Origin of the sequence: Pseudactinotalea sp. Z1732 (genome assembly GCF_049724975.1) — a bacterium.
GTDB lineage: Bacteria > Actinomycetota > Actinomycetes > Actinomycetales > Beutenbergiaceae > CALKWS01.
Genome location: NZ_JBMPQC010000005.1, coordinates 200,741 through 225,224 on the forward strand (window position 1 = coordinate 200,741; position 24,484 = coordinate 225,224).

Annotated in this window: 23 protein-coding genes and 1 tRNA gene; 8 read left to right on the plus strand and 16 right to left on the minus strand. The window is 70.0% G+C overall.

Annotation, left to right across the window (positions count from 1 at the left end; translation table 11 throughout):
* Positions 1-70: 70 nt before the first annotated feature.
* The gene (locus ACPL7H_RS11655; protein ID WP_424797077.1) at positions 71-934 is read right to left on the minus strand and encodes a hypothetical protein; all 864 of its coding nucleotides are present in this window, start codon (positions 932-934) and stop codon (positions 71-73) included.
* A 162-nt stretch (positions 935-1,096) separates the two neighbouring features.
* Here ACPL7H_RS11655 and ACPL7H_RS11660 point away from each other — a divergent pair, with 162 nt between their 5' ends.
* On the plus strand, positions 1,097-1,492 hold the full coding sequence (locus ACPL7H_RS11660) for a hypothetical protein (protein WP_424797078.1): 396 nt from the start codon (positions 1,097-1,099) through the stop codon (positions 1,490-1,492).
* 58 nt (positions 1,493-1,550) lie between these two features.
* On the opposite strand, the gene ACPL7H_RS11665 is transcribed toward ACPL7H_RS11660, so the two are convergent.
* The 3 genes from ACPL7H_RS11665 to ACPL7H_RS11675 form a co-directional block, all read right to left on the minus strand.
* Complete coding sequence (locus ACPL7H_RS11665) at positions 1,551-1,928, minus strand: VOC family protein (RefSeq protein WP_424797079.1); 378 nt, start codon at positions 1,926-1,928, stop codon at positions 1,551-1,553.
* Positions 1,929-2,006: 78 nt separating this feature from the next.
* The gene (locus tag ACPL7H_RS11670; RefSeq protein WP_424797080.1) at positions 2,007-3,026 is read right to left on the minus strand and encodes an aldo/keto reductase; all 1,020 of its coding nucleotides are present in this window, start codon (positions 3,024-3,026) and stop codon (positions 2,007-2,009) included.
* A gap of 261 nt (positions 3,027-3,287) precedes the next feature.
* The gene (locus ACPL7H_RS11675; RefSeq protein WP_424797081.1) at positions 3,288-3,830 is read right to left on the minus strand and encodes a PadR family transcriptional regulator; all 543 of its coding nucleotides are present in this window, start codon (positions 3,828-3,830) and stop codon (positions 3,288-3,290) included.
* Between the two features lie 67 nt (positions 3,831-3,897).
* Here ACPL7H_RS11675 and ACPL7H_RS11680 point away from each other — a divergent pair, with 67 nt between their 5' ends.
* Positions 3,898-5,037: a serine hydrolase domain-containing protein gene (locus tag ACPL7H_RS11680; RefSeq protein WP_424797082.1), complete on the plus strand. Its 1,140-nt coding sequence runs from the start codon at positions 3,898-3,900 to the stop codon at positions 5,035-5,037.
* A 34-nt stretch (positions 5,038-5,071) separates the two neighbouring features.
* On the opposite strand, the gene ACPL7H_RS11685 is transcribed toward ACPL7H_RS11680, so the two are convergent.
* Positions 5,072-5,545 (minus strand): Lrp/AsnC family transcriptional regulator, encoded by a 474-nt coding sequence (locus tag ACPL7H_RS11685; protein WP_424797083.1) that lies wholly within the window; start codon positions 5,543-5,545, stop codon positions 5,072-5,074.
* A 43-nt stretch (positions 5,546-5,588) separates the two neighbouring features.
* Here ACPL7H_RS11685 and ACPL7H_RS11690 point away from each other — a divergent pair, with 43 nt between their 5' ends.
* Entirely contained in the window at positions 5,589-6,218 is a 630-nt protein-coding gene (locus ACPL7H_RS11690; protein WP_424797084.1) for a LysE family transporter, read from the plus strand.
* Here ACPL7H_RS11690 and ACPL7H_RS11695 read toward each other — a convergent pair.
* The 3 genes from ACPL7H_RS11695 to ACPL7H_RS11705 all read right to left on the minus strand — a co-directional run bounded on the left by ACPL7H_RS11695 (position 6,199) and on the right by ACPL7H_RS11705 (position 7,709).
* Complete coding sequence (locus ACPL7H_RS11695) at positions 6,199-6,513, minus strand: YdeI/OmpD-associated family protein (protein WP_424797085.1); 315 nt, start codon at positions 6,511-6,513, stop codon at positions 6,199-6,201. The two genes, ACPL7H_RS11690 and ACPL7H_RS11695, sit on opposite strands and share 20 nt — an antisense overlap.
* A gap of 39 nt (positions 6,514-6,552) precedes the next feature.
* Complete coding sequence (locus ACPL7H_RS11700; protein WP_424797086.1) at positions 6,553-6,789, minus strand: hypothetical protein; 237 nt, start codon at positions 6,787-6,789, stop codon at positions 6,553-6,555.
* 83 nt (positions 6,790-6,872) lie between these two features.
* Positions 6,873-7,709: a sigma-70 family RNA polymerase sigma factor gene (locus tag ACPL7H_RS11705; protein ID WP_424797087.1), complete on the minus strand. Its 837-nt coding sequence runs from the start codon at positions 7,707-7,709 to the stop codon at positions 6,873-6,875.
* Positions 7,710-7,953: 244 nt separating this feature from the next.
* Here ACPL7H_RS11705 and ACPL7H_RS11710 point away from each other — a divergent pair, with 244 nt between their 5' ends.
* Positions 7,954-8,544 (plus strand): dihydrofolate reductase family protein, encoded by a 591-nt coding sequence (locus tag ACPL7H_RS11710; protein WP_424797088.1) that lies wholly within the window; start codon positions 7,954-7,956, stop codon positions 8,542-8,544.
* Between the two features lie 88 nt (positions 8,545-8,632).
* On the opposite strand, the gene ACPL7H_RS11715 is transcribed toward ACPL7H_RS11710, so the two are convergent.
* The 4 genes from ACPL7H_RS11715 to glp all read right to left on the minus strand — a co-directional run bounded on the left by ACPL7H_RS11715 (position 8,633) and on the right by glp (position 12,127).
* Positions 8,633-8,708, minus strand: a tRNA-Ala gene (locus ACPL7H_RS11715).
* Positions 8,709-8,846: 138 nt separating this feature from the next.
* Positions 8,847-10,112: a hypothetical protein gene (locus ACPL7H_RS11720; RefSeq protein WP_424797089.1), complete on the minus strand. Its 1,266-nt coding sequence runs from the start codon at positions 10,110-10,112 to the stop codon at positions 8,847-8,849.
* 120 nt (positions 10,113-10,232) lie between these two features.
* Entirely contained in the window at positions 10,233-10,859 is a 627-nt protein-coding gene (locus ACPL7H_RS11725; RefSeq protein ID WP_424797090.1) for a GNAT family N-acetyltransferase, read from the minus strand.
* Between the two features lie 59 nt (positions 10,860-10,918).
* Positions 10,919-12,127 carry a gephyrin-like molybdotransferase Glp gene (glp, locus tag ACPL7H_RS11730; protein WP_424797091.1) on the minus strand — a complete coding sequence of 403 codons (1,209 nt, stop codon included), beginning with the start codon at positions 12,125-12,127 and terminating at the stop codon, positions 10,919-10,921.
* Between the two features lie 93 nt (positions 12,128-12,220).
* Between glp and ACPL7H_RS11735 the strand changes: the two genes are divergently transcribed.
* Positions 12,221-12,838 (plus strand): 5-formyltetrahydrofolate cyclo-ligase, encoded by a 618-nt coding sequence (locus tag ACPL7H_RS11735; RefSeq protein WP_424797092.1) that lies wholly within the window; start codon positions 12,221-12,223, stop codon positions 12,836-12,838.
* 333 nt (positions 12,839-13,171) lie between these two features.
* Here ACPL7H_RS11735 and ACPL7H_RS11740 read toward each other — a convergent pair whose 3' ends face one another.
* Entirely contained in the window at positions 13,172-15,832 is a 2,661-nt protein-coding gene (locus ACPL7H_RS11740) for a penicillin acylase family protein (RefSeq protein ID WP_424797093.1), read from the minus strand.
* Positions 15,833-16,046: 214 nt separating this feature from the next.
* Between ACPL7H_RS11740 and ACPL7H_RS11745 the strand changes: the two genes are divergently transcribed.
* Together ACPL7H_RS11745 and ACPL7H_RS11750 are read left to right on the plus strand one after the other, a co-directional pair.
* Positions 16,047-16,415, plus strand: coding sequence for an FmdB family zinc ribbon protein (locus ACPL7H_RS11745; RefSeq protein ID WP_424797094.1), 369 nt, complete (start codon positions 16,047-16,049; stop codon positions 16,413-16,415).
* Between the two features lie 166 nt (positions 16,416-16,581).
* On the plus strand, positions 16,582-17,229 hold the full coding sequence (locus ACPL7H_RS11750) for an SAF domain-containing protein (protein WP_424797095.1): 648 nt from the start codon (positions 16,582-16,584) through the stop codon (positions 17,227-17,229).
* Between the two features lie 49 nt (positions 17,230-17,278).
* Here the strand turns inward: ACPL7H_RS11750 and ACPL7H_RS11755 are convergent, their stop codons facing one another.
* Complete coding sequence (locus ACPL7H_RS11755) at positions 17,279-17,860, minus strand: dihydrofolate reductase family protein (RefSeq protein ID WP_424797096.1); 582 nt, start codon at positions 17,858-17,860, stop codon at positions 17,279-17,281.
* 195 nt (positions 17,861-18,055) lie between these two features.
* Between ACPL7H_RS11755 and mscL the strand changes: the two genes are divergently transcribed.
* Positions 18,056-18,493, plus strand: a complete 438-nt coding sequence (gene mscL, locus ACPL7H_RS11760; protein ID WP_424797097.1) for a large conductance mechanosensitive channel protein MscL — start codon at positions 18,056-18,058, stop codon at positions 18,491-18,493.
* 90 nt (positions 18,494-18,583) lie between these two features.
* Here the strand turns inward: mscL and ACPL7H_RS11765 are convergent, their stop codons facing one another.
* Entirely contained in the window at positions 18,584-23,452 is a 4,869-nt protein-coding gene (locus ACPL7H_RS11765; protein WP_424797098.1) for a hypothetical protein, read from the minus strand.
* A gap of 109 nt (positions 23,453-23,561) precedes the next feature.
* Complete coding sequence (locus ACPL7H_RS11770; protein ID WP_424797099.1) at positions 23,562-24,482, minus strand: AEC family transporter; 921 nt, start codon at positions 24,480-24,482, stop codon at positions 23,562-23,564.
* Between the last annotated feature and the right edge of the window lie 2 nt (positions 24,483-24,484).

Sequence of the window (24,484 nt, forward strand, 5' to 3'; positions counted from 1 at the left end):
TTGCCTGCCCCTCCTGCCTGCGACCTGGGCCCGACCGCAGGGTCGGGTCTGTGCTCTGGGGTGGTGGTCATCAGGTGGCCCTTCCCTCGTCATACGGCCCGCTGTGCTGGCCGCCGGAGGGGCGCGGCGGCGCGGGCGGAATGGTGGGGGGCGGGACCCTGTCTGCGGTGCGCGGTCGGGGCGGCACCGGGGGTGGGGTCGCTGCCGGTACTGGAGGCGGGGCCGCTGCCGGCACCGGCACTGCCGCGCCGGACGTGCCCCCTCCCGTCACTGCGGCCGGTGCGGACGCCGGTGAAGCGCCACTGCCCGCCGCGTGATCACCGCCGTCGTCCTGCCCGGCATCCTTGAGACCGCGCGCGATCCTTCCGGCCGCCAGGCCCAACCCTGCGGCGACGAGCACGAACATGCCCGGACGACGACGGGCGTAACGCTTGACCTCCTCCAGTACCGCCGAAGGGTCGCGACCCTCCAACCAGCGCCCGGCGTCGCCGGCGGTTTCCGAGGCCCACCGCACGAGGGTCGCGGCGGTTCCGTCCTGCTCGGCTCCATCGGCCATCTGGCGCGCTTGGGAGGAGAACCCTTGAAGTCCGTTCGTGAACCGTTCCAACTGGGTCCCGGCCTGTTCGTTCAGTTCGGTCGACGTCTGCCGCAGCAGATCCATCGCCTGGCGCTTGGCCTCCCCGACGGTTTGTCTGGCCTCGTCCGCGGCGGTCTCGGCCACGTGCGCGGCCTGTGCTTGAGCGTTCTGAGCGGTCTTGGTTGCTTCCTGCTTGGCTGTATCCGCCCTGCTGTCAGCGGATGCGCCGCCGGAGTCGTGCGACCCGGTAGCCGCGATCGGCTCGGACGTCTGGGGCATGGGATCACCGACTGGATCGGTGACGCCCCCGCCTGAGACTGTGGGGCCCTGGGGTGGGCGGTTGATGTCCTCAGTCATCGATTCGGTCCTTCCGGTTCTGATCCGTCTCGACGCGGGATGGCTCGAGGGAGGAGATCAGTGTGCGCGGGCCCGGGCGATAGCGCGCGCTCAACCCAGAAAAAGGGCTTCTCGACGCGGGATGCGAGGTGCTCAACACCCTGATCCGCTACTTTGCTGGCCATGGACCATCAGGAGTACTCGGACCTCACGCAGCAAGCCAACGCGGCCTTCGAGGAGGGCCGGGCGCAGGAGGCGGTCCAGATATTCCATCGTCTGATCAGCAGCGCCACCTTGCCGCAGGTCGATCGGTCGGTGATGGCGGTCAACCTCGCCACCGTGCTGCAGAAGTCGGGCGCCGATGCCCGGCAGGTCGAAGCGGCCTACGACCAGGGCATCGCGTTGGAGCAGCGGGTCTATCGCAGTTTCGTCCGTGAGCACAAGGCTTCCTGGCTGGACGAGAGCGGGCGTCCGGGGGAGGCGGCGATGATCTACCGGCAACTCCTGGCCGAGCACTGGCCCAGCAGCAGCGAGCGCCTGCGCTTCCAGCACAACCTGACCCTCGTGACCGGTCCCTGACGCGATCGCTGAAACGGCGCCGGCGAGGGCCCGGGGTGGTCAGTTCCTCGGTCCGTCGTCACGAGGTCGCGGGCCCCGCGACGTGCCAGAGCTGGACGGGGTTTCCCTCGGGGTCGTGCAGCGAGGCGAACCGTCCGTTCGGATAGGGCTCGGGGTCGAGGGAAACGTCGATCCCGGCGCCACGGAGTCGTTCGATCATGCCGTCGAGGTCGTCCACCCGTAGGTTCAGCCCCCACCCGGACGGGCCGAGGTGGTCGTTCGGCCCGTCACCACCGAACGGGGCGAACACGGTCGGTCCGGCTGCCTGGTTCCACGCCGGCGCGTCGTAGGAGGCCGGTGGCCGAAGCACGTCGAGGTGCTCGGCGTACCAGGCGCTGAGCCGGTCCGGGTCCCGTGCCCGGAAGAAGAATCCTCCGATTCCGATCACGCGTGCCATGTCTGCTCCCTTCGTCCGGGCAGAGTATCGCCCCGGGATGGTTGCCTCCCCGGGACGAGGTTGGGGCTGTCGCGACCTTCAGCGGCGCTCCGGGGAGTCGGCGAGCAGTTCGGTGATCTGCGCAGCGACGGGCGCCGGGAGCGGCCCCAACTCGAGGGTGGTGGCGTTCTCCTGGGCCTGCTCGGGAGTGCGGATGCCGGGCAGCGGGATGATCGCCTCGTCCAGGGCCCACAGGTAGCCCAGCGCACCCTGGACCAGACTGCGCCCCCCGGCGGTGAGGAGTTCGCGGACGCGGTCCAGTCGTTCCAACCAGGCGTGCATCTCACCCTCGTCGAAGTACGTCCACCAAGGGGTGTCGAGCCGGACGTCGCCCGGCCCGGGACGGCGGTCGGGCGCGTAGCGGCCACTGAGCAGACCCATCGCGAGCGGTGATCGGGCAAGGACGGCGAGCCCGTGGAGGCGGGCGACGTCGAGGACTGCGGAGGACCACCCGAACACGTTGACCTGCGTCTGCACGGCCACGCAAGACCGCGATGAGGCGAAAGTCTCGACGATCTCCGGTGCGTCCTGGCTGGTGCCGAACCACCGGATCTTCCCGGCATCGACCAGTTCCTCACAGGTGGCGACGACGTCTTCGGCCTCGGCGAGGCTCCGGGCGCCGCCATGGAGTTGATAGAGGCCGATGGCCTCGATGCCCAGCCGCCGCAGGCTCGCCTCGCACTGGGTGCGGATGCTGGCCGCGGAGACGTCGTGTCCGCGGTCGGTGCGGGTGGCCTCGTCGAAGAGGTGGCCGAACTTCGTGGCGACGACGACGTGATCCCGGGCGTCCGGGTTCAGTTCCGCCAGGGCCCGGCCCAGGACGCGTTCGCTGTGCCCGGTCCCGTAGATCGCCGCGGTGTCGATCAGGGTGATTCCGTGGTCGAAGGCGGTGCGTAGGGCGCGCAGGCTCACCTCGTCGTCGGCCGGTCCCCATCCCGCATCGCGGCCGTCGACGGTGAATGGGCCACCCATGGCCCAGGTCCCGGCGCCGAGCGCGGAGACCTCGGGACCTTCGCGGCCGAGTCTGCGTGGGGGTGTGCGGGTGATGTTCGTGGTCATGGGATCACTCCTTCCGGGCTTCGTGTCATCACTGTGCTGCCTGGAGTGCACTCCAGGTCAAGACTCGCACGAACCCAGGCAATCGTTAACGACAGACCCGAGCACCGACGGGCCGCTCCCGGTAGGGCATCGAGCCTGAGCGCTGGCTGCGATGACGACGCCATCACACAGTCGCAGGCACGCCGTCAGGTCGCCGCGATGACCGGCGCCGTCGCCAGTGCCATCTCCACGCGCATCACGCCGTCATCCGCACTATCCGCCTCACTGGCCGGATGCGGCGCCGTCCCGCTGCGCCAACGCGTCGAACCACGCCACCGCATGGCGACCCATGGTGATCCCGTAGTCCAGCGTGGCGCGCTGGTAGGCGAACACGTCGCTGAGCTCCGCAGGCACCTCCATGGTGTCCAGGCGCTCCTCCAATTCGGTGAACTCGGCGAGATCTGCGGCGGCTCGCTCCTGCATTCTGCGCAACACGGGCGAGCGGTCCCCCGGTTCCAACAGACCCAGAAAGAACAGCCGGGGCAGCGCCGCCAGTTCCAACTGAGGCCCGGTGATCTCCCCGGTCATCCACTCGTGGAACTCCTGCCGGCCCGCCTTGGTGGTGCGGTAGGTCTTCTTACCCCGACCGCCGGGTTCCACGCTGGCGACCTCGATCAGGCCCTTGCTCAGGAGGCTGTCCAGAGCCCTTTTGATGCTGCCGGAACTCGCGCTGTAGACGAGGGAGACGCCCACCTCGACGTTCTTGATCAACTCGTACAGGCTCTGCGGGCGCAGGAGTAGGAGCCCGAGGATCACGTGTGCCACCGGACAAGTCTATTCTGTTGACCCTCATAGACATGTCTAGTAGACAGGTTCCAATGAAAGGACCTCGATGCGAACGCCACGGCGCACCTTCCTCGCACCCGACAACCGCGTCAGCGCTGACGTCGATGCCGGCCTGAAGGACCTGGTGCGCACCCTCAGCGCCAGGTCCCGGCTGCACCACGTCAACCTGGCCATCGCCGGCGATGATGGGCGGTCCTGGTCAGGTGCTGCCGGACCGACCGACGACGAACTGCAGATCCGCCCCTCCACACCGTTCTTCATCGCCTCGATCACCAAGCGGTTCATCATCACGCTGCTGCTGCAGGCCTACGAACGCGACGAAATCGACCTGGACGCACCCATCACCGCCTACCTGCCCGATTCGGTCACCACCGGGCTGCACGTGCGCGGCGGAGGGGACCGCTCGGGCGAGATCACCGTGCGCCACCTCGCCAGCCACACCTCCGGCCTGCCGGACTTCTTCGAACGACGACGCGGGGCACCGAGCCTATTCAAGCAACTGCGCGCGGGCCAGGACACCTCCTGGGACTTCGACGACGTCCTCGACATCACCCGCAACCAGCAACGCCCGCACTTCGATCCGCAGGACCTGGGTGCGCCCCGACAGCGGGCCCGGTACTCCGACACCGGGTTCCAGTTACTGATCCGCATCCTGGAGTCGGTGACCGCCCGCTCCTTCCCCGATCTGCTCACCGAGCGCATCACCGTCCCGCTCGGCCTGGACCGGACCTGGCATCCCGCCGGTCGGCCCGCGGCACCGGACCTGCCGGCCACGGCGCCGCTGCATGCCCGGCGCCGCCGGGTGACCGTCGACCGCGTCATAGCCTCCAGCAACGACCTGATCAGCACCACCGGCGACCTGCTCGCCTTCGAACGCGCGCTGGTGGCTGGTCATCCGTTCCGGGACCCCGGCACCCCGAACCTGCTCACCGAACGCGCCAACCGACTGCGCAACGCACCGGGCCTTCGCTACGGGCTGGGCACGATGATCTTCACGGTGAACCGGCTCATGTCGCCCTCGCACGCCCCGGTCACCCTTGTGGGACACTCCGGTTCAACCGGCACCTGGCTGTTCACCTGCCCCGAACTCGGGGTGCACCTGGCCGGCACGGTGGACCAGACGCAGGCGAACGCACTCCCCTTCCACATCATGGCCCGGTGCCTACGGATCTGGGCGCGGGCCTGAGTGGTGCCAGCCGGCAGCCTCGAGGCACGCGGCGCTACGGCGACGGGGCCGGCCCAGCTGCCTCTCGGAGAGCGAGCCGGGTCTGTGTCTGGGCAGCTCCGGCGTCCTTCTTCAGCAGTCTGAGCAGACGGTCGAGCGCTGCGGTGTCTCTGGCGCGCACGCGCAGCAGGTAGTCGTAGGGGCCGGTGACGTGCACCGCGTCGATGATCTGGTGAACTCCGACCGCCCAAGCGAGAAACTCTTCTGAATCACGGTCCGGATGCAGGCGCACATCGATGAACGCCTCCAGCCCAGTGGTGCTCTCGGGGACGTCGGAGCCCAGCACCGCTCGATAGCCCACGATGACACCGCTGTTCTCCAGGCGTCGGACCCTGACCGCGACAGCATTGGTGCTCAAGCCGACCTGTCGCCCGATCGCACTGAACGAAGCGCGGCCATCCACGTGGAGAATGCTGATGATCTGCTCGTTGATACGGTCCACATGGCGAATTATCTCACGTGATGACACATTCGTGCAGTTACCTCGTCTGGTAGCCCTGACACTCGTCGGCATGGAGTTCATCGCCGTGTTCGGGGCCGGCCTGGTCGCCGGGCTGGCTCTGGCGGTCCCTCTCGGAGCCATCGGAGTCCTACTGATCCACGAGGGAACTCTCCGGGGGTGGGCCGGCGGTGCACCCGCAGCTCTCGCGGTCGCAACCGTGGACCTGCTCTACTGCACTACCGCTGTGGCGGCAGGTGCCGCTTTCGCGCCGGTGATCGCGACCTGGGCTCCGTGGCCGGGAATCACCGGTGGCACAGCCCTGGTCGCGCTCGCCGTCTGGAACCTGGTCCGGACGAGACGCTCGATCGTCGAGGCCAGGCCTAGCGATGACGCCCCCCACACACGGTCCAGCCACCGCTACCTGCTGTTCTTCGGCCTGACGGCGATCAACCCAGCGACCCTGGTCTACTTCGCGGCGATCGTGACCGGCCTATCGACACTCTCGACCTCCACTGTCGCTGCCGCACTGTTCGTCGCGGGGGTCGCGCTGGCATCACTGAGCTGGCAGCTTCTGTTGGTGCTCGCTGGAGCCATCCTGCGCTGGCGGACCGGTGCACGGTTTCGACACCTGACAACGCTGACCGGAAACGGCGTTGTGGGCATACTTGGCGTACTGATGATCACGGGCGTGGTCTTCTGAGCCGGCCGGGTTCCCGGTGTTTGCATCCGGGCCAGCAGCATGGTCGGCGTTCACCGTTCTGCAACTTATCCAAGGCGACGCGGATGCGGCGCTGACGCGTGGTCTCTTGCTTGGCGTCTTCGACCCAGCAGATGAACTCGTTGCGGGCCAGGGGCGTGATCGACTGCCAGGCCGCCAGAGCGGAGGTGTTGCCGATGACTGCCTCGCGCAGGTCGGTGGGTAGTGGGTGCACCACTCCACCGGGCACATCCTGGCTGTTCCTGGGGACGAGTGTCGGGCTCGTCGTCGGGTTCATCGGACTGTCGCTTCTCGTACGCACGTCATGGCGGGGTTCTCAGTTCTTGGGAAGGTCGGCGAAGGTGTTCTGCACATCGCGATACCAATCGAGCGACTTCTTCGGATGGCGCCAGCGGCCTTTCATGGCGTCACGAGCCGGCTGGTGGGAGGCATCGCCGGCCTTCACCGCGTCCCTGAGGTGACGATCGTGGGCTTTGATCACGTGGTCGGCAGTTTCGCCAGTGTGTTCGAGGCCGCAGGGCCCTCCCAGCTGGCGGCAGGTCATAGTCTTCATGGTCGTTTCCCTCTGGTGGTAGCGGTGATGGTGAGTCCTACATCTTGGTGACGAGCAGGAACCGGCGAGTGTGACCGCCGAGATCAGGAGCGTCGTTCTGGACCCTCGCGGCGCGACACCCGGGCCAGCACGTCGGGCTCCGCGCGGAAGGTGATCGTGCTGACCACCCCGTTGCGCAGCGTGAAATCGAAGACGACCTTCGCCTCTCCTCGGTGGAACCAGGCCGCAGCAGGCCGGTCATCGATGTAGACCGGCAGCGCAGCGTGCGCGCTGCCGTTGAAGAACGTCGCCACCTCGTGACGGCCCTCGATCCGCTCCGGCGTGCCAACGAGGACCGCGGCGGCATCGGCACTGACCACAGCCTCAGGGGCAAGGAGCCGTATCAGCCGCTCGAACTCCCCGTTACGCGCTGCTGCCATGAACGCGTCAACGACCTCCCAGTTGGACGCCTGGTCCTCGGACGAGGGTTGGCGCACCTTCGCGCGGGCCCGTGAGGCCAGTTTGCGGGCCGCCACCGGTGTGGTCTCGAGCATGGCGGCAACTGTGGAGAACTCGAAACCGAAACTGTCGTGCAGCACGAACGCCACGCGCTCCTGCGGCGAGAGCCGATCCAGTACCACCTGCAGGGCGACGCCGACCGTGTCAGCCAGGGAGACTTCCTCCGCGACATCGGGCGCGAGGCTGGTTGGTTCTATCTCCTCCGCCGGCACCGGCGTCCTGGAGCGAAGCCGGTCCAGGCACAGGCGGGTGGTCACCGTCGTCAACCACGCCGGGAGGCAGTCGATGTCTGTGTCGGAACGTTCCAGCCGCAGCCATGCCTGCTGCACCACATCCTCGGCCTCGGCGTGATCGTTCAGCACACCGGTTGCCAGGCGAACTAATCGAGGCCGCTCCCGCTCAAAGACCTCCGTCTGATTCACACCGATCGCCCTTCCTTCCGTAGCCGTTACCGGAATGACGCACCGGCCGTGACGAATGTGACCCAACACCGACTACGACTCACCAGGCGCGGCGCGTCGGATCCGGTCGGACCGCCGACGAACACAGCCCTGACCACGAACCCGAGCCTAATGTCCGCGCACGGAGCGCCGGCGGATTGATTTCTTACAAGTCCGACGGCTCACGACTCGTTAGGTTGTGGGTACCAGAGCAAAGGAGAGTCCCATGCGCAAGGTGGTGATGTACGCATCGGTGTCGGTCGACGGCTTCATCGCGGACGAGAACGACCGGCCCGGACCTCTGTTCGACTGGTTGACCAGCGGCGACGTGCCGTTGGACGACAGCGGATTCTTGACGGTGTCGCAGGCATCCTACGATCACACTCGGGCCTACTGGGACCAGATCGGGGTGACAATCGTAGGTCGCCACGTCTTCGACATGACGGACGGCTGGGACGGAACGCCGCCGAGCGGGATCGACCACGTCGTCGTCGTGACCCACCGGGGCAGGCCCGAGGGTTGGCATCCCGGGGCGCCGTTCTACTTTGTCGACGGCATCGAGGCCGCGGTGGCGAAGGCACAGGAACTTGCACGTGGCCGCGTGGTCGAGGTCGGCGCCGGGGACGTTGGGGGCCAGGTCCTTGCCGCGGGTCTGGTCGACGAGGTGCGCATGGACGTCGTACCCGTGGTGTTCGGGTCCGGCAAACGCTACTTCGGGTCGGTCGACGCGCAGCATCTGTTGGAGGATCCCGACGTGGCCATTCAAGGCGAACGAGTGCTCCACCTAAGCTATCGAGTCCGCCGTTCACCGGACTGAGTAGGTGCGCGAACTCTCCTAGAGGCCGACACCCATAGGCGGGCGTCGGGGTATCGGCAAAGCCCAACTGGCCGACAACCTCACCCTCTGGTGGAGCTAGGGGGATTCGAACCCCCGACCTTCTCATTGCGAACGAGACGCGCTACCAACTGCGCCATAGCCCCAGGCAGCACCAAGATTATCACCCGGTGCCCGGTGATTCCCACCCCTGGTGGCGCGGACCACATCACTCCGGGCGCACCCGCCGCGGCCCACTCAGCGACGGCGCCCGGACGACGCCATGGACTACCGCCAGGTGCGGACTACTGCCCGACGGCGCGGCGACGCTCCAGCACCGACTGCAGATCCATCGTGGGCCGCTTGGCCTCATCGGTGCCGGTGGCCGCAACCGGAGCCGACGACGACGTAACCCCGGCCGCGGTGGCAGCCTCGCCCTGGGTATCGAGACGGGCGGACTCCTGCTCGGCGAGGACCTGTTCGGGTGTGGCCGGCGGCGCCTGGGCGTCGGTGCGCGCACGCACTGTCTGCTCCACCTCGGCCAGCGTCAACTCCCGCTCCACCTCCGCATCGGCCGGCGCGGGAGCGGACTCCCACTGCGGGGACTCATAGGCGGCCACCTCCCGGCGCGGCGCGGGTGCCTTGAGGGTGTAGGTCGGCCGTGGCACCGGGACCGGCGTCCAGCCTTCGGCTGTGTCGATGGCGACCGGATTGTCGATCGTGGCCGGATCCACCGAGATCCGCAGGCTTCCGGTGCGTTCGCTGACCGGGGTGCGCTTGGGCGGGGCGACCGGTGCGTCCTCGCCGGTGCCGCCGTCGGCCACCGCGGCCTTCGTGGCTTCGCCTCCCTCCTGCGTCTCGGCTGGAGCGGGGGCGGCCTCACCCTGGGAACTACGACGGGCGTGCCGCACCGCGAGCGGACCGGTCGCCGTCGTCGGTTTATCCTGCTCGACTCGCTCGGCGCCGGCGGCGGACGACCCGGTGGCGCTGCGCCGTCGCGGGTTGCGGTCGGTGCGGGCCGGGCGGTCGGAGCGTTCGGCCTCGCGGCTCTCCGCCAGAGCGGCCCGGACCGCCGCGCGACGCCCGGCTACCCCGGCGGCCACCAGCAGCACCGAGGCCACGATCGGCGCGGCGATCGGCAGCGTGATGGTGGCGAACAGGGTCCACAGCGCGGCGGTGAGGAACACCAGACCGAGCAGCAGGACCCGACGACGGCGTGCGGCCGCAGCACGTCGGCTCGCCGCTGCAGCGCGGGCGGCGCGCATCGCCGCGACCCGGCGTGCTTCGGCGGCGCTACGCGAGGCGGGTGGGGCGGGCTGGCGGTCCATCGGGGCCTCCGGTTCACGGGCGCTGGGCGTGTGCAGGTACACCCGAGCGGTGCTGGAGTATTGGGGTGGGGTTCCACCGGCGCGGGCCAGCACCCGCAGGTTGGTGGAGAAACGGTCATCGACCCGCGCATCGCTCACCACTTGCCGGGAGCGGATCAGCGCGGGAAGCAGGTAGCCCAGAGACATCAGCACGATGGCCAACAGGACGAACCCTGCGACGCTCTCGACCTGTCCCGTGCTCACCCTCCTGACGGTAGAACCGCCGGGCGGGCGAATCGATCAGCCGGTGCGGCGTGTCGGTGCCGACATGGCCAAGACCGGTGTGGCAATGCCCGCAGGGCCGGGTCCGACCGGCTCCCGCCGTCATTCCGGGGCCGAGAGCCGATCCAGCATCGAGCCGGTGACTTCCTCGGCGGTGACGGCGAAACTGCGGTGATCGCGCCAGAGCCCCTGGATGTGCAAGTAGCGCCGGCGCAGCCCCTCCTCGCGCATACCCAACTTCTGCGGCACCCGGAGGCTGGCGGCGTTCTCCGGGCGCACGTTGATCTCCACCCGGTGCAGCCCCAACGCGCCGAAGGAGTGGTCGATCGCCAACGCGACCGCCCTGGTCATCAGCCCCTGCCCGGCCACGTGCTCGGAGATCCAGTAGCCGATGTGTGCCGAGTGCAGGGAACCCCGGGCCACCCCGGCGATGGTCAGTTGGCCCACCACCTGTCCGCGCCACTCCAGCACGTAGGCGTACCCGATGTCCTGGCGGGCCTGGACGCGCTGCTGGCGCACGTACTCCGCGAACGTCATCGAGGGCGCTGGCGGGCCCGGGTTGGTGGCCTCCCACGGCGTGAGCCAGTCGAGGTTGGACTCTCGCAGGCGCTGCCAGGCCGCCCGGTCGCTCCGGTTCATCCGGCGCAGCATCAGGTCGCCGGCGCGCAGGCCGTGGCGCAGGTCCGCATCCCGCAGGGAGCCGCGACCCACCCGGGGTGGTCGGGGCATCGCTCCCCCACCCGGCCCCTGGCGCGGTGCGCCGTGCCCCGCCCGACCCGGAGGCATGGTCAGCTCTCCAGCACCATCGCGGCGAGTCGGTCGCCGGTGGCCACGTGGCCCACGTCCTGGGGCACCACCACCAGCGCGTTGGCCCTGGACATCGACGTCAGGAGCAGCGGGTCCCCGGTCGGAGCGGCGCGGTAGCCCTCATCGGGGGTCCCGGTCAGGTGCACCGGGACGAACTCGCGCCGTTCCAGCGGGGAGGACCACCCCCGGGTGACCGCGGCAGTCACGGTCGGCCGGTACAGATCGGCGTGCCCGGCCATGGACAGCAACGCCGGGCGCACGAACACCTCGTACCCGATCTGCGCCGCCACCGGGTTCCCCGGTAGGCACACGATCGGGGTGCCCTCGCCCACCTCCCCCACTCCGAACTGACGGCCCGGCGCGATCGCGACGTTGTCGAACCGGACCGTGCCCAGCGGCGACAGGACCTCTTTGACCGTGTCGTTGGCCCCGGCCGAGAGGCCGCCAGTGGTGATGATCAGATCCGCCCGCACCAACTGGTCCTCGAGCACCTCGCGCAGGCTGGAGCGCTCATCGGGCACCGCCGCCACCCGGAAGGTGGACCCACCGGCGTCCTGCACGGCCGTGGCCAGGGCATGACCATTGGCGTCATAGACCTCGCCGGCGCTGATCCGCCGGCCCGGTTCCACCAGCTCATCGCCCACCGACACCAACACCACCCGCGGTCGCGGATGCACGCTCACCCGCGAACGGCCCAGCGCAGCCAGCAGCGCGATCTGCCGGGCCCCCACGCGTTCCCCGGCAGCCAGCGCGACCTGGTCGGCCCGTAGGTCCGCACCCTGGGTGCGCACGTTCGTCCCGGGGCCTACTTCAGTGCGGACCTGGACGGTGGCCATGCCGCGGTCGGTCCGTTCCAAGGGGACGACGGCGTCTGCTCCGACCGGAATAGGCGCACCGGAGGCGATCCGCACCGAGGACAGCGCGACCAGGCGCTCGGTCTCCCGGGCGCCGGCGCGCACCTCATCGAGCACCCGCAGGCTCACCGCGCGGTCGGGGTTGGCTCCGGCCACGTCCACCGAGCGCACGGCGTAACCGTCCTGGGTGGCCACGTCACGGGTGGGTAGGTCCGCAGGGGCGAGGACGTCCTCGGCGAGCACGCAACCCACGGCGTCGTGCAGCACCACGGCCAGCGGGGGCAGCGGTTGCAGCAGGTCGAGGATGGCCCGCAGATGGGCGGAGACCGACTTCATCGGCGCTGCATCTCTTCGGTCCGGATCCAAGCACATGACATGGGTGCAGGTTATCGGTGCACAACCTCATCGGACTAATGAGAGAGTTGGCGTATGTGGTCAGTGTCGAGCACCCTCCCTCCCGGGACAGACCTGGAGGTCGAGGACGCCAAGATCCTGCTCCGTGAAGCCATCCGGGCACACCGCAGGGAACGGTCCGAGCGCGAGTGCGCGAAGGCCGCCCAGCAGATCGCCGAACACGCCGAAGCCCTCCTGGAGGGTGTCGGGTGTTCGGCGATCTACGCCTCGCGCCGGTTCGAGCCGGGGACCGAGGCGCTCATCGCACGCATGCACGAGCGCGATATCCGGATCCTGATGCCGATGCTGGGGGCCGGGCTGAGCCGTGATTGGGCGCAGTACCGGCCCGGGGAGCCGCTGGAGGTTCGTGCGCCCGGGCGCCCTCCGGAGCCGGCCGGGCCGGGCCTGGGTGAGGATGCGATCCGCGAGGCGGACCTGATCATCGTGCCCGCGCTCAGCGTGGACACCGGTGGTTTCCGGATCGGGCAGGGTGGTGGCTGGTATGACCGGGTGCTGCGCCACGCCACCCCGGGCGCACCGATCTACGCCCTGACGTATGACGATGAGATCAGTGACGAACCCCTGCCCCGGGCAGAGCACGACCATGTCGTGCACGGCGTCATCACCCCGAACGGCGTGCGCACCCTGGCCTGAGCCGCCCGCTCCCTCCCCAGCACGCGCACCCGCCCACCCGCGCACCCCCCGCGCCCCCGCGCACCCCCGCGCCCGCGCGCCCGCCGCGCACCCGCGCACCCCCGCGCCCGCGCGCCCGCCCGAACCGCCCGAACCGCCCGAACCGCCCAATTGGACAGTTGCAGCGACCCCACCACCCCCAGCCCCGCCACAACCGCACAATTGGACAGTTGCAGCGCTCCCACCACCCCCTGCCCCGCCACACGCGCGCAATTGGACGGTTACGGCGGTGGGCGGTGAGTCGCGAACGCGGGTGGCTCCGGGATCCGGGGCGGCCGGACGGGGCCGGCGGGGTCAGTGGGCCGGGATCAGCGTGAGGGTGTCGGCCTCGTGCTCGTCCACCGCGGCACGGGAGTAGTGCCAGGTGAAGGTCTCCCCCGCAGCCCAGGCGCCGAACTGGTCGTCATAGGCATCGGCTGCCGGGTGACCGGAGTTGCCGGTGAAGGACACCCAGGTGGAGGCGTCGAAGTCGGCCAGGTCTGCCACCGCGCGCATCGAGGGGACGGTGGTGACGGAGTAGTCGGGATAGCCGCCCTCCCATGCCGAGGCGTCCCATCCGGTGGCGTTGACGATCGACGATCCGCCGCCCACCTCTTGCGGGTCGGGGTTGACGAAGGAGCGGATCGGGCCAGGCGCCTGTTCACCGAGGACGGGGTGCAGCGGCGCGGCCTGGTGCAACCGGCCCCACTGCCAGGACTGCGGGTCCTTGCCCAGACTCACCGTCAGTTGTTCGCGCGCATCACGCAGGGCCAGGGAGAGGATCTCATCGCGCTGTTCCACCACCGTCAGGGTGGCCCGGTTGTCCCACCACTCGTTGTCCTCGTCCTCCAGCAGGTGGGTCACCACCTCCAGCCAGCGGCTGCCCCCGGTGGGCCGGTCCGTCACCGGCATCTGGTCCCAGAAGGTCTGGTTCAGCAGGTTCACCCATACCGAGGCGAAGTAGGCCGCTGCCGCCGAATCCGGGGCGTTGCGGTAGTCCCACTCCTCGAACAGTTCCACCGCCTCGGCCACGAAGGCGTCTTCCATCTGCACCTCCAGCAGCACCGGCACCAGCACTTCGGCGTAGGGGTTGTGATCGTCCAGGTGGATCGCGTTCATATCCGCCGCCGTTAACCGTGCACCGGCCTCGATCTGGGCGGTGATCAGATCCCGGATTCGTTGCGAGCGGTAGCCGTAGTCGAAGTCCACACCCAGGAAGGGGCCGGTAGCCGGGCCGGTCACCGGCTGGTTGGCGGCCACGATGAACCCTTCGTCGGGGTTGGTCTGTGCGGGCATGTCCTCCGGTTCGACGAAACCTTGCCAGTCGAAGCGGGAGTCCCAACCCGGTCGCGGCCAGGTGCCGTCGGAGGGCACCGGCGAGTCGGCCACATCGGCGCGGATCGGGATGCGCCCGGGCGCCTGGTAGCCGATGTCGCCGTCGGTGGTGGCGAACACGATGTTCTGGCTGGGCACCTCGAACAGCGCGGCCGCGGCGGCGATGTCCTCGGCATCGGTGGCGGTATTGATCGCGAAGATCGCCTCGGCGGTGCGGCCGGGTTCCAGCGCAGTCCAGGACAGCGCCACCCCGAACCCGGCCAGGCCCATCGGCGGAGCATCCTCCGGCAGGGGGGTATCGGCGGCTTCCCGGGTCTGATGGATCGCGTCGGAGATGATCGGACCGTGCGGGGTGCTGCGCACGTTGATCGCCACGTCCTCGCCACCGTTGACGGCGATCACCTCACGCCGCTCCACGAGGGGAAGCCGCTCGTCGTCGTGCAGGTAGGTGCCGTCGGGGTAGAGGCGCTCGAGGAAGAAGTCCGAGACGTCGGCGCCCAGGTTCGTCAGCCCCCAGGCCAGGTGGTCGTTGTGTCCGATCACCACACCGGGCAGACCGGCGAAGGAGAATCCCGATACCGAGAACGGGCACGCCTCGCTCACCTCCACGCAGTGCAGACCCACCTGGTACCAGATGCCCGGCGCAGAAACTCCCAGGTGCGGGTCGTTGGCCAGCAGGGGCATCCCCGAAGCGGTGTGCTCTCCACCGATCACCCAGGAGTTCGAGCCCACGCCGTCGCCCTCCCCCAGCGCGTGCGGCACCGCTGTCAGCGCCGATAGGGCGAACTCGACCGCCTCCTGGGCATCGAGTTGGGCCAACGCACCGGCGCCGCCGTCCGCACCCGCATCAGCGTCCTCGACCTCGGCGTCCTCGCCGTCGTCGGCCGCTTGATCCGGATTGGTCTCTCGTGCCGCGGCATGGGCCTCGTACTCGGCGTCGGTGGGCAGTATCGGCAGGTTCCGGTCGGTCGGGTGGGGCGGGAACAGCGCCTCGACCATCTCCAGATCATCCGTCTGGCCGAACACCGCGGCGCGCTGGAGTTCGTCGGAGTAGTTGCCCAACAGGTCCCACGCCATCGCCTTCAACCAGGCCAGGGAGTCCACCGGGTGCCACGGTTCGATGTCCTCCACCTCGACGCTGAAGCCCAGCACGGTGTACTCCAGCGCCAGTTGGCTGGGTTGGCGACCCTGCAGGTAGGCGTTGACGCCCTCGGTGTAGGACTCCAGGTACTCCTTCACGGTGGGATCGAGCATCTCCCACTCCTCCTCGGCCACCGCACGCCAGCCCATGGTGCGGATCACCGTGTCCGGCGCCACCGCGGCCTCACCGACCAGTTCCGACAGCCGCCCGGCGGTCAGGTGCCGGCGGTAGTCCATCTCGAAGAAGCGGTCCTGGGCGTGCACGTAGCCCTGGGCGAGGAACAGGTCGTCGGTGTTGTGGGCGTAGATGCGCGGGATGCCGTTCTCATCGCGGATCACGTCCACCTGCTCGGCCAGCCCGTCAACACGGAACTCCCCGTTGAGGGAGGGCAGCGGGCGTCGCACCAGCGCCACGGTGGTGATCAACCCGGCCACCAGCACCACCACCAGGGCCGCAGCCAGCCCCAGGGAGACGCGACGCATGACCGAGAGAGGACTCACACTGGGCAGGGTAACGCGGCGCGATGGCCCGGCGCGCACTGACACTCCACTGCGGGCGGTGCCCGACACTCCCCCGCGGGCGGTGCGGCGCGACGCCGGTCACACCACTGCTGCACGTCGGGGTGGGCCACGTCACGGCAACTTCGCTCCGAAACGTTTACAATCCCTCTGGCGGCTGCTGTACCCGGGCCGCGCTTATCCCAGCGGAGGGCACGTGCCGAACTATTCCTATGCCTGCACCGAGTGCGGGCACGCCTTCGACATCTACCAGGCGTTCAGCGATGACGCCCTGACCGAGTGCCCGCAGTGCCAGGGGGTGCTGCGCAAGAAGTTCTCCGCGGTCGGCGTGGTGTTCAAGGGGTCGGGGTTCTACCGAAACGACGCTCGCGGCTCCAGTTCCACCACCGAGTCCGGTGCGGCCAAGGACACCAGCAAGAACGGCGACAGCAAGCCCGCTGCGGCGAAGGAGTCCGCGGGCAACGGGAAGACGGCCGACGGCGGTTCCTCCTCGAGTTCGGGCGGCGACTCGAGTACGTCGACGACGGCGAAGAAGACCCCCGCCAAGGCCGGCGCCTCGACCTGAGGGAACCCGGGCAGGGCTGGCGCGCCGGTCTGTCCCGTCCTCACCCCTCCACAGCCGCACCACCCGGGACCGGCCGTCCACATCGGCGGTGCTGAACACGAACCGGCTGCCCGTGCCGTGCCTACCGTGGCGCCATCACCGGCACGTTCGGACGGGGTGGAGGACGATGAAGGTACGGACCAGGGCCACCTTGTGGCGGATGCGCTGGCTGATCGCGGCGGCGTGCGTGGGCACGGCGATCGCGGTGGTGCTGCTCCAGGTGCGCCCGCCCGGCCCGGCCACCACACCGGTGGTGGTGGCCGCTCATGATCTCAGCGCCGGCATCGTGCTCGGCGCCGACGACCTGCGCGTGCGGCACGACCCCGACCCGCCGGCCCACCAGCCTGCTGCCGAGGATCTGATCGGCCTGCGGATGTCGGTGGGATTGCCGGCCGGGATGCCGCTGGCCACCACGATGCTGGTGGGCCCGGGGCTGGCGGACGGGGCTCCCCCGGGAACCGTGGTGGCTCCGGTGCGATTGGCCGACCCCGCGGTGCTGAGCCTGGCCCGGCCCGGGGATCTGGTGGACCTCTACCTCGCCCCGGCGGACACCGGTGGGCAACGCGAGGAGGCCGATCTGATCACCCAGAGCGCGGTGATCCTGAGTCTGCCCGAGGCGGCTGGGGAGGATGCGGGACCGTTCGGGACGCTTGCCCCGCCGAGCAGTGGTGACGTGGTGATCCTCGCGGTCCGGGCCGGTGACGCGATTGCGTTGACCGGCGCCAGCGGGTTCGCCCCGTTCCGGGCCGTGCTCCGGAACGGGACGCCCGAGTAACACCGCCTCGCCAGGGCGCACCCGGCCCCAGCGGTACCGGGACCCGGTGCTACCCGGCCTGGTCGTCTTCCTCAGAACCACGTGGCACGCCGTAGCGAATGAGCACGCCACCGGTGTCGACGGTTCGCGACTCGATGAGCGTCAGCCCGCGCGGGCCGTGCGCACCCTTGAACAGTGGGGTCCCGGCGCCCAGGAGCACCGGAGCGATGCCGAGCAGCACCTGGTCCACCAGGCCGGCTTCGAGGAGGGAATGGGTGAGCGTGGCGCTGCCGAACACGTAGATCGGCCGGTCGTCGGCGCGCTTGCGGCGTCGCAGTTCATCGACGATGTTCGCGGTTACCTCGGTGTTCTGCCAGGACGCCTCGGTGAGCGTGCGGCTGGCCACGAGTTTGGCGATGGAGTTCATGTAATCGGCGATCTCGGGCTCAGTGGTGTCGGTGGGCCAATGTGCGGCCATGCCCTCGTAGGTGTTCCGGCCGAACACCAGAAGGCCGGCCTCCCGCCCGATGTCCAGGCTGAGCCGGCGCAGGTCCTCACCCCAGATGTACTCGTGGTGACTCAAGTCCCACGGGTCGACCCCTTCGAAGAATCCATCTGCGGACACCACGTTCCAGGCGATGAGAGCGCCCATCGCACCTCCCTCTGATTGCATATGACAACTGGTTGTGATCGGAGAGTATTCGTTCTGGTGGCGCCCGACAAGATCATTGCGGCCTACCCGGATCGGCCGGCGCGCTATTGTGCTGGCAGGTGCGAGCGGCTTCGATGCGTTCTGCACCCTCTCTTCGAGTACTCAGGCTCGGGGAGGTTCGGGAGAGGACCAGAGATGTTCCAGGGATTCAAAGACTTCATCGCCCGCGGTAACGCCATCGACCTTGCCGTCGGTGTGGTCGTCGGCGCGGCGTTCACCCTCGTGGTGACCAACGTCGTGGACAACGTGCTCAACCCCCTGATCGCCGGGCTGGTCGGGGAGCCGAATTTCGACACCGTCCTGTCCTTCCAGATCGGTGACGCGCTGGTGATGCCCGGCACCGTGATCACCGCACTGATCAACTTCCTACTGGTGGCACTGGCGCTGTACTTCGTCGTGGTGACACCGATGAACAAGTTCAACGAGCGTCGCCAGGCGGGCGCGGAGGAAGAGGTCGAGGAGCAGATTCTGCTGCTGCGTGAGATCCGCGACTCCCTCGCCGCCCAGAACGCGCCCGGCACCCCGGGCACCGGCGCCCCCGGCCCGGTCAACCCCGCCGGCCCGACCGTCTGAAGTCGGCAGCGGCCGGAGCCGGGCGCGTTCCGGCTCCGGCTACGTCCTCACCGCGGATGCCTCACTGCCTGGATCTCACACGCCTAGGTCTCACTGCCAGTGCGGTGGGCGTTCTGTCAGGATGCGCTCGTCGTCGTCCTCGCTGCGCTCGCCCCACGCCCGGGGATCGTCCTCGCGGGCCCGGTCCGGCATCACCGGCGACCACACGGGTCGGTCGGGACGCTTGGCAGGCTCGGAGCGAGCGTTCCCGGTCACCTCAGCGCCTGCGGTGGACCCGGCCTGCGGCTCACCGGAACCGCTGCGCCGCGTTGAGCGCCTACGCCGACCCGGGGCGTGCCGCAGGTCGGCCCGGCGGGTGGGTTGCGGGCCCAGGTCGAGGGTTCCCTGCGCGGCGTCGTCGCCGGCCCCAGTACTGGAGTTGGTGCCGGCCGCGGTGGCGGAGTCACTGCCCCTGACCGGCATCTGGTCGGTAGGCACGGGTGCACCGGCATCGACGGGACCGGTAGCCGCCGCTGTTTCCGGAGCCGTGTCCTGCTCCTGCTCCTGGGCCGGCTGCTGCGCCTGCTGGTGCGCAGCACCGGGCTCGGTCCCGGCGTCGCTCGCGGACTCGGCCTCGGTGTCGGCCTCGGTTCCTGCGTCGGCCTCGGTCCCTGCGTCGGTCCCCGCCGCCGACTCCGGCTCGAACTCCCCCTCGGCCAGCGCCAGCCCGGAGCGTGCCACCACGTGACCCAGCACCGCGGTCGCGTGCTTGCCGCGGCGGCGCAGCCCCAGCGCCTGGGCCAGTTCGGTGCGCAACTGAGCCGCAGTGCGGGGCCGGTTGTCCGAGCCGATCCAGGCCAGCAGTGCGTCGAGTTCGTTGTCACCGTAATCGCCCAGCGGGCGGCCGGGCTCGATGTCGGGTCGGGCGCTGCGCTCCCCGGCGATCGGGGCCACCGCGTCCATCAGCGGCGCTTCACGGGCGCCGGCGATCTGCTCACCGCGCAGCGCCGAGAGGGTGGCGTTGGTGGTCACCAGCGGGTCGTCGTCATCCACCACCGTGCGGGGCGGCACCACCGGTGTGGCGGGCGCCTTTCCGCCGCGGCGCTCGGTGACGATGTCGCTGACCTGTGCGGCGATCTGGGCCGCGACCGTCTGCGGATCCATGAACACTGCCGGTGAGTAGACCATCCGCACGTGCCAGCCGCGGTTCTGCAGCCGTTGCACCCAGTGCCGTTCCCGCAACCGCAGACTCGGTTCGGCCACGTAGTCGTCGTCGTCGGTCAGCACCGCCAGCACCAGTTCACCCGGCAACGCCGGGTGTCCCACGGCCAGCGGGATCCGCACACCACCGGCCCGGCCGTACCGGGGCACCACTCGCAGCCCCCGGCGGCGCAACCGGTCGGTCAGGTCACTGAGCAGTGGATCGGCCACGTGCTCGCCGTCCTCCTCCCCGGCAGGTGCCGCACCGTCCTCGGCGAACTGCAGGACCTCCCGCAGCATCTGGCTGCCGGGGTTGCGCAGCCGTTCGGGGTCCAACTCACCGGCCCGGAAGCAACTGATCACGCTGAGCCGGTGCCGGGCCGCGTCCAGGGCGTCGATCAGGTAGGCGGCTCCGTCCGAGCCGGAGACGGCGCCGAACCGGTGCAGCACCCGCCCGTGCGGGGTCTTGCCGAAGCCGAGGCTCAGGATGACCGCGTCCCGGCGCAGTCCGGCGGCGGCCTCGATCTCCACCACGGTGAACGCCTCGGCGGCTGCGGCGTCGAAGAAGCGTTCCAGCGTGCGGGAGCCCTGCGCGGCGTTCAGTACCGCCTCGCGCACCCGGTCGGCGTGCCGGGTGTTCATGGCGATCACCGCGAGGGATTCCTCCGGGCGGGTCAGTGCATGGTCGATCACCTGGTCCACAGCCCGGTCCACCTCGGCCTGCACGCTCTCGACCACCTGGGAGTCCGGGGTCGGCATCCCGGAGCCGTCCACCACCTCCAGGCGGATCGGGGCCTGCCGCGGCGGGGCAGGGATCGGGCGCACCAGCCCCTCGTAACCGTGCCCGGCCAGGAACGCGGCGATCTCCGGCTCCTGGTCCACCAGGTCACCGGACAGGGTGAGCCTGGGCAGCCAGGAGACCTGCTGCACCAGCCCGGTGCCGGCGCGCCTGGTGTCCCCGACCACCACCACCTGTTTGGCCCGGGCGATCGCGGGGATGGCGTGCTCGGCGGGCAGGTGCTGCACGGCGTCGAGCACCAACAGGTCCACCTGGTCGGCCGGGCCCAGCACCGTGGGTACCACCATCGGCGGGACCAGCCATACCGGGCGCGGCTCCCAGGCCACCTCCCCGAACCGGGCCAGCATTTCCTTCAGGTCGGCCAGACCCCCGTGCGCGGCCCGGTAGAACTCCTGGGCCCGGGGTCGGTCGGCCTCGATCGCGGCCCGCACCCGCCGGCGCAGTGCGGAGAGCACCGGGGCGGTCAGGGAGTCGATGTGCGCGGAGTCCAGCCGGCGCAGCTCCTCGGTCATCTGCGCGAGGGTGTCGGCGTCCATGTCCGACAACGCCGGGTCAGCGGCCAGCATTTCCTCCAGCACGCTGGACCACCAGGCCAGTTCGAACTCGGCACCCACCATCGCGGTCGGGATGCGCCGGGTCGTCAGATCCTGCACCAGCGGAGCCAGGCCCATCGAGTTCAGCACCGACAGCGCCGCGGCCCGTTCGGGCATCTGGCGCACCGAGTCATCGTCGGCGCCCAGGCGCTCCATCCGCGTGGCAAGGTCGGTCAGCGGGATCTCGGACAGGTCCTGCCCACCCACGGTGGGGGCGAGTACGCCGCCGAGGTCCTCCAGCAGGCCCTGGACCCGGCGGTGGGTCTCGGTGATCTCCCGCAGCCCCTGGGGCAGGTGCGGCCAGGAACCCCCGGAACAGTGCTTGCGCCACTGATCCCGGCGGCGCTCCACCTGCACCAGCTCCTCGTGCAGGTTCGGCACGGACACCCCGGGTCGAACCAGGTCCTTGGCCTGGCGGCGCAGCCGGCGCCGCTCCGCCCAGCCCAGGTCCACGTCCCGCTCGACGCGCCATGCCCGGGTGGCGGTGGCGGCGGCCATGTCCTTGGCGGAGCGTTCGAACACGTGGGAGTTGAAGATGTCCAGGGAGGCCCGGATGCCCTCCAGGAGGCGCAACTGGTCACCCCACTGGGTGAACGTGGTGGCCTGGTCCAGGCCGGTCTGTGCCGAGGTGGCCTCGACCTGCTCCAGCAGGGTGGGCATCAGTTCCGAGAGCGAGCGCACCTGCTCCAGCGTGGACAGGGCGTGTTCGGCGCTGGTGAGCTCGGCACCGAACCAGGGAGTGTCGGCGGCCCGGAGCCGGAAGGCACCCAGGGCCGCGGCACGGGCCAGCGCCTCACGGGCCCGTACCCGCCCGTCCTCATCGAGCGTCACCACCGGTCCGTCCAGGCGCACCTGGGTACGCGGACCCGGGCGCTGGGAGGTCAGCGCCGCCAGGGACTGCAACGCCTCGTGCACCGAGGCCTTCCACGGCTCCCGACGCTGGTGCAGGGCCTCGACGAACCCCTCGAGCGTGCGGCGCACCCGCACCAGTTCGGCACGGTCTGTGGCGAGTTGCTCCGCGTCGACCTCGGGTTCGGCCGGGTTGAGCCCGTCGACCACCCGCAGCACCGAACTGCGCCGCCAGGTGGGGTCCCCGCACAGGTCCAGGGTCAGGTCCGCCAGTCCGAGGCTGCGCAGCCGGTCCATCAGCCCGTGCGCGGCGCGGCGGGACCCGGGCACGTAGGCGACCTTCTGCCCGGCGGTCACGGCCTGGGCGAGCACCGCGGCGACCGTGCCGGGCACGTCCACTCCCGGCGGGGCATCGATCAGCAGGTGCCCGCCGCTGGCGACTGCGTCGAGCACGTGGTGCTGGCTGCGGTCCAGATCCCCCACGCCCGGTTCCTGCGCGGGCGGGCGGTCCGGGCCCACCGGCTCGGGCAGCGACTGGGAGGCCAGCTTCTCCCGAGCCCCCGGCTCACCGGCCAGGGCCGCGATCAGGTCGTGCCGGGGCACCCGGTCCTGCAGGGCCTCGAGGTCCTCCGCGAGCGACTGGCCGGGGTGCACGAACGCACCCAGCACGATCCGTCGCTCCAACTGGAACTCCTCCAGCTCCCCGCCCAGCGCCGCTACCTCATCCAATGCACTCTGCGGGCTGAACCCGTGCGGGGTCATGGTGGCGGCGGCGATCGCGCCCGGATCCAGCGCCACCCCGTGCTCCTGCAGGTCCCGCACGAGCACCGGGTTCAGTTCCACCGCCGGGTCGAGTTCCAGGTCGATCTCGGACTCGCTGCCGTGCACATCCAGGCGCACCGGGCGCAGCAGCACCGGGGCGCGCACCACCCGGGTCGCGACCTTCTCGGTGGGGAAGGCACGGGTCACGTCCTGGGGGCCGGAGCGCTGCATCGGCGCGTTCGGGTCCGCCTCCTGGGCCGGCGCGGACGACGACGCACCCGCCGTAGCGGCGCCAGCACCTGCCGTCGCGCTCCCTGAGGCCGGGGAGGGCGCCGACGGCGCCACGGCGGTGTCGGCCGCGGTGCCCATCCTGGTGCGCCAGGTGGCCACGCCCACCGCGACGTAGGTGGGGGCCACGCCGTAACGCTGCGCAAGTTCGTCGGTACGCGCCGACACCACCCGGATCCGGCGGCGGGCCTGCGCCAGCGCCGAGCCCTCCCGGATCAGGTTGCTCAACCGGGTGGGACGCCCGGCGAACAACTGGGCGATCCCGGAGGGGTGGGCCGAACTCAGATCCACCAGCGCATCACCGAGGGAGCGCACATCCCACAGCCCGCTGCCACCGCTGAGTTCGGACAGGCCGGTGTGCCAGCGCTCCACCGCCTCAGCCACGATCCGCTCCCGCGGCGTGATCGGCTCGGCGCGCGGCGGCGCCTCCGGCTCGCCGCGCGAGCGCGAGCGCCCACCGGCGATTCGGGAACGACGTACGGGGATCACGTTTTCCACGCTAGACGCTGTGAGCGGTAAGTCGGGGCTAACCCGCCGGATGTCGGGTATTTGCGCCGAAGATCACTGCCGATGGGGCGCAAGGGGCATATTCGGGCGATCAGGTGAGCAGGCCCGCGATGACCAGCAGGGCTACCGGGCACAGCACCGTGGACAGGAAGATCGAGTCCCGGGCCAGCACCACCCCGCGGTTGTAGCGCACGGCGTGCACGAACACGTTCTGGGCCGCCGGTAGCGCGGCCAGCACCACCACCGCGAACAGGGAGGCCTCGTCCAGGCCCACCGCCCACCCGATCAGGAAGGCACTGACCGGTTGCACGATCAGCTTGAGGATCACCGTGACGCCCACTTCGATCATCCCCACCCCGCGTCCGGCCCGCGGGCCGACCCGCAGGGAGACCCCGTAGGCCAGCAGCATCGAGGGCACCGCCATCCCGGCGATCAGGTTCACCGGCTCGGCCACCACCATCGGCATCTCCCAGCCGGTCAGGGCCAGGGCCAGCCCCACCAGGGCGCCCAACAGCAACGGATTGGTCACGGTGCGCACGGTCAGCGCGCGGCGGGAGGTGCCGGCGGCTGCGGTGGAACGGTCCAGCACCGCCAGGGCCAGCGGTTGCAGCACGATCAGTTGCAGCAGCAGCACCGGGGCCACCAGAGAGGCATCGCCCAGCACGTAGGCCGCAATCGGCAGGCCCAGGTTCCCGGCATTGACGTACATCGAACTCAGCGTCCCGATCACGGTCTCCGGCACGGCTCGTTTGAACCACAACCGGGAGATGAGCAGGAAGGCGCTACCGGAGACCACCACCGCCGCGGAGGTGACGGCGAGGTTGAGGGAGAACAGGGTGGCGACGTCGGCGTCGGCCATCACCGTGATCATCAGCGCCGGGCTGGCCACGAAGAACGCGAGTTTGGCCAGCATCTGCTGGCTCTCCTCGCCCAGCAGCCGTACGTGGGCCAGCAGTGCACCCAGGGCGATGATGGCGCCCAGGACGGCGAAGCCCTGCAGGACGGCGGTCATGG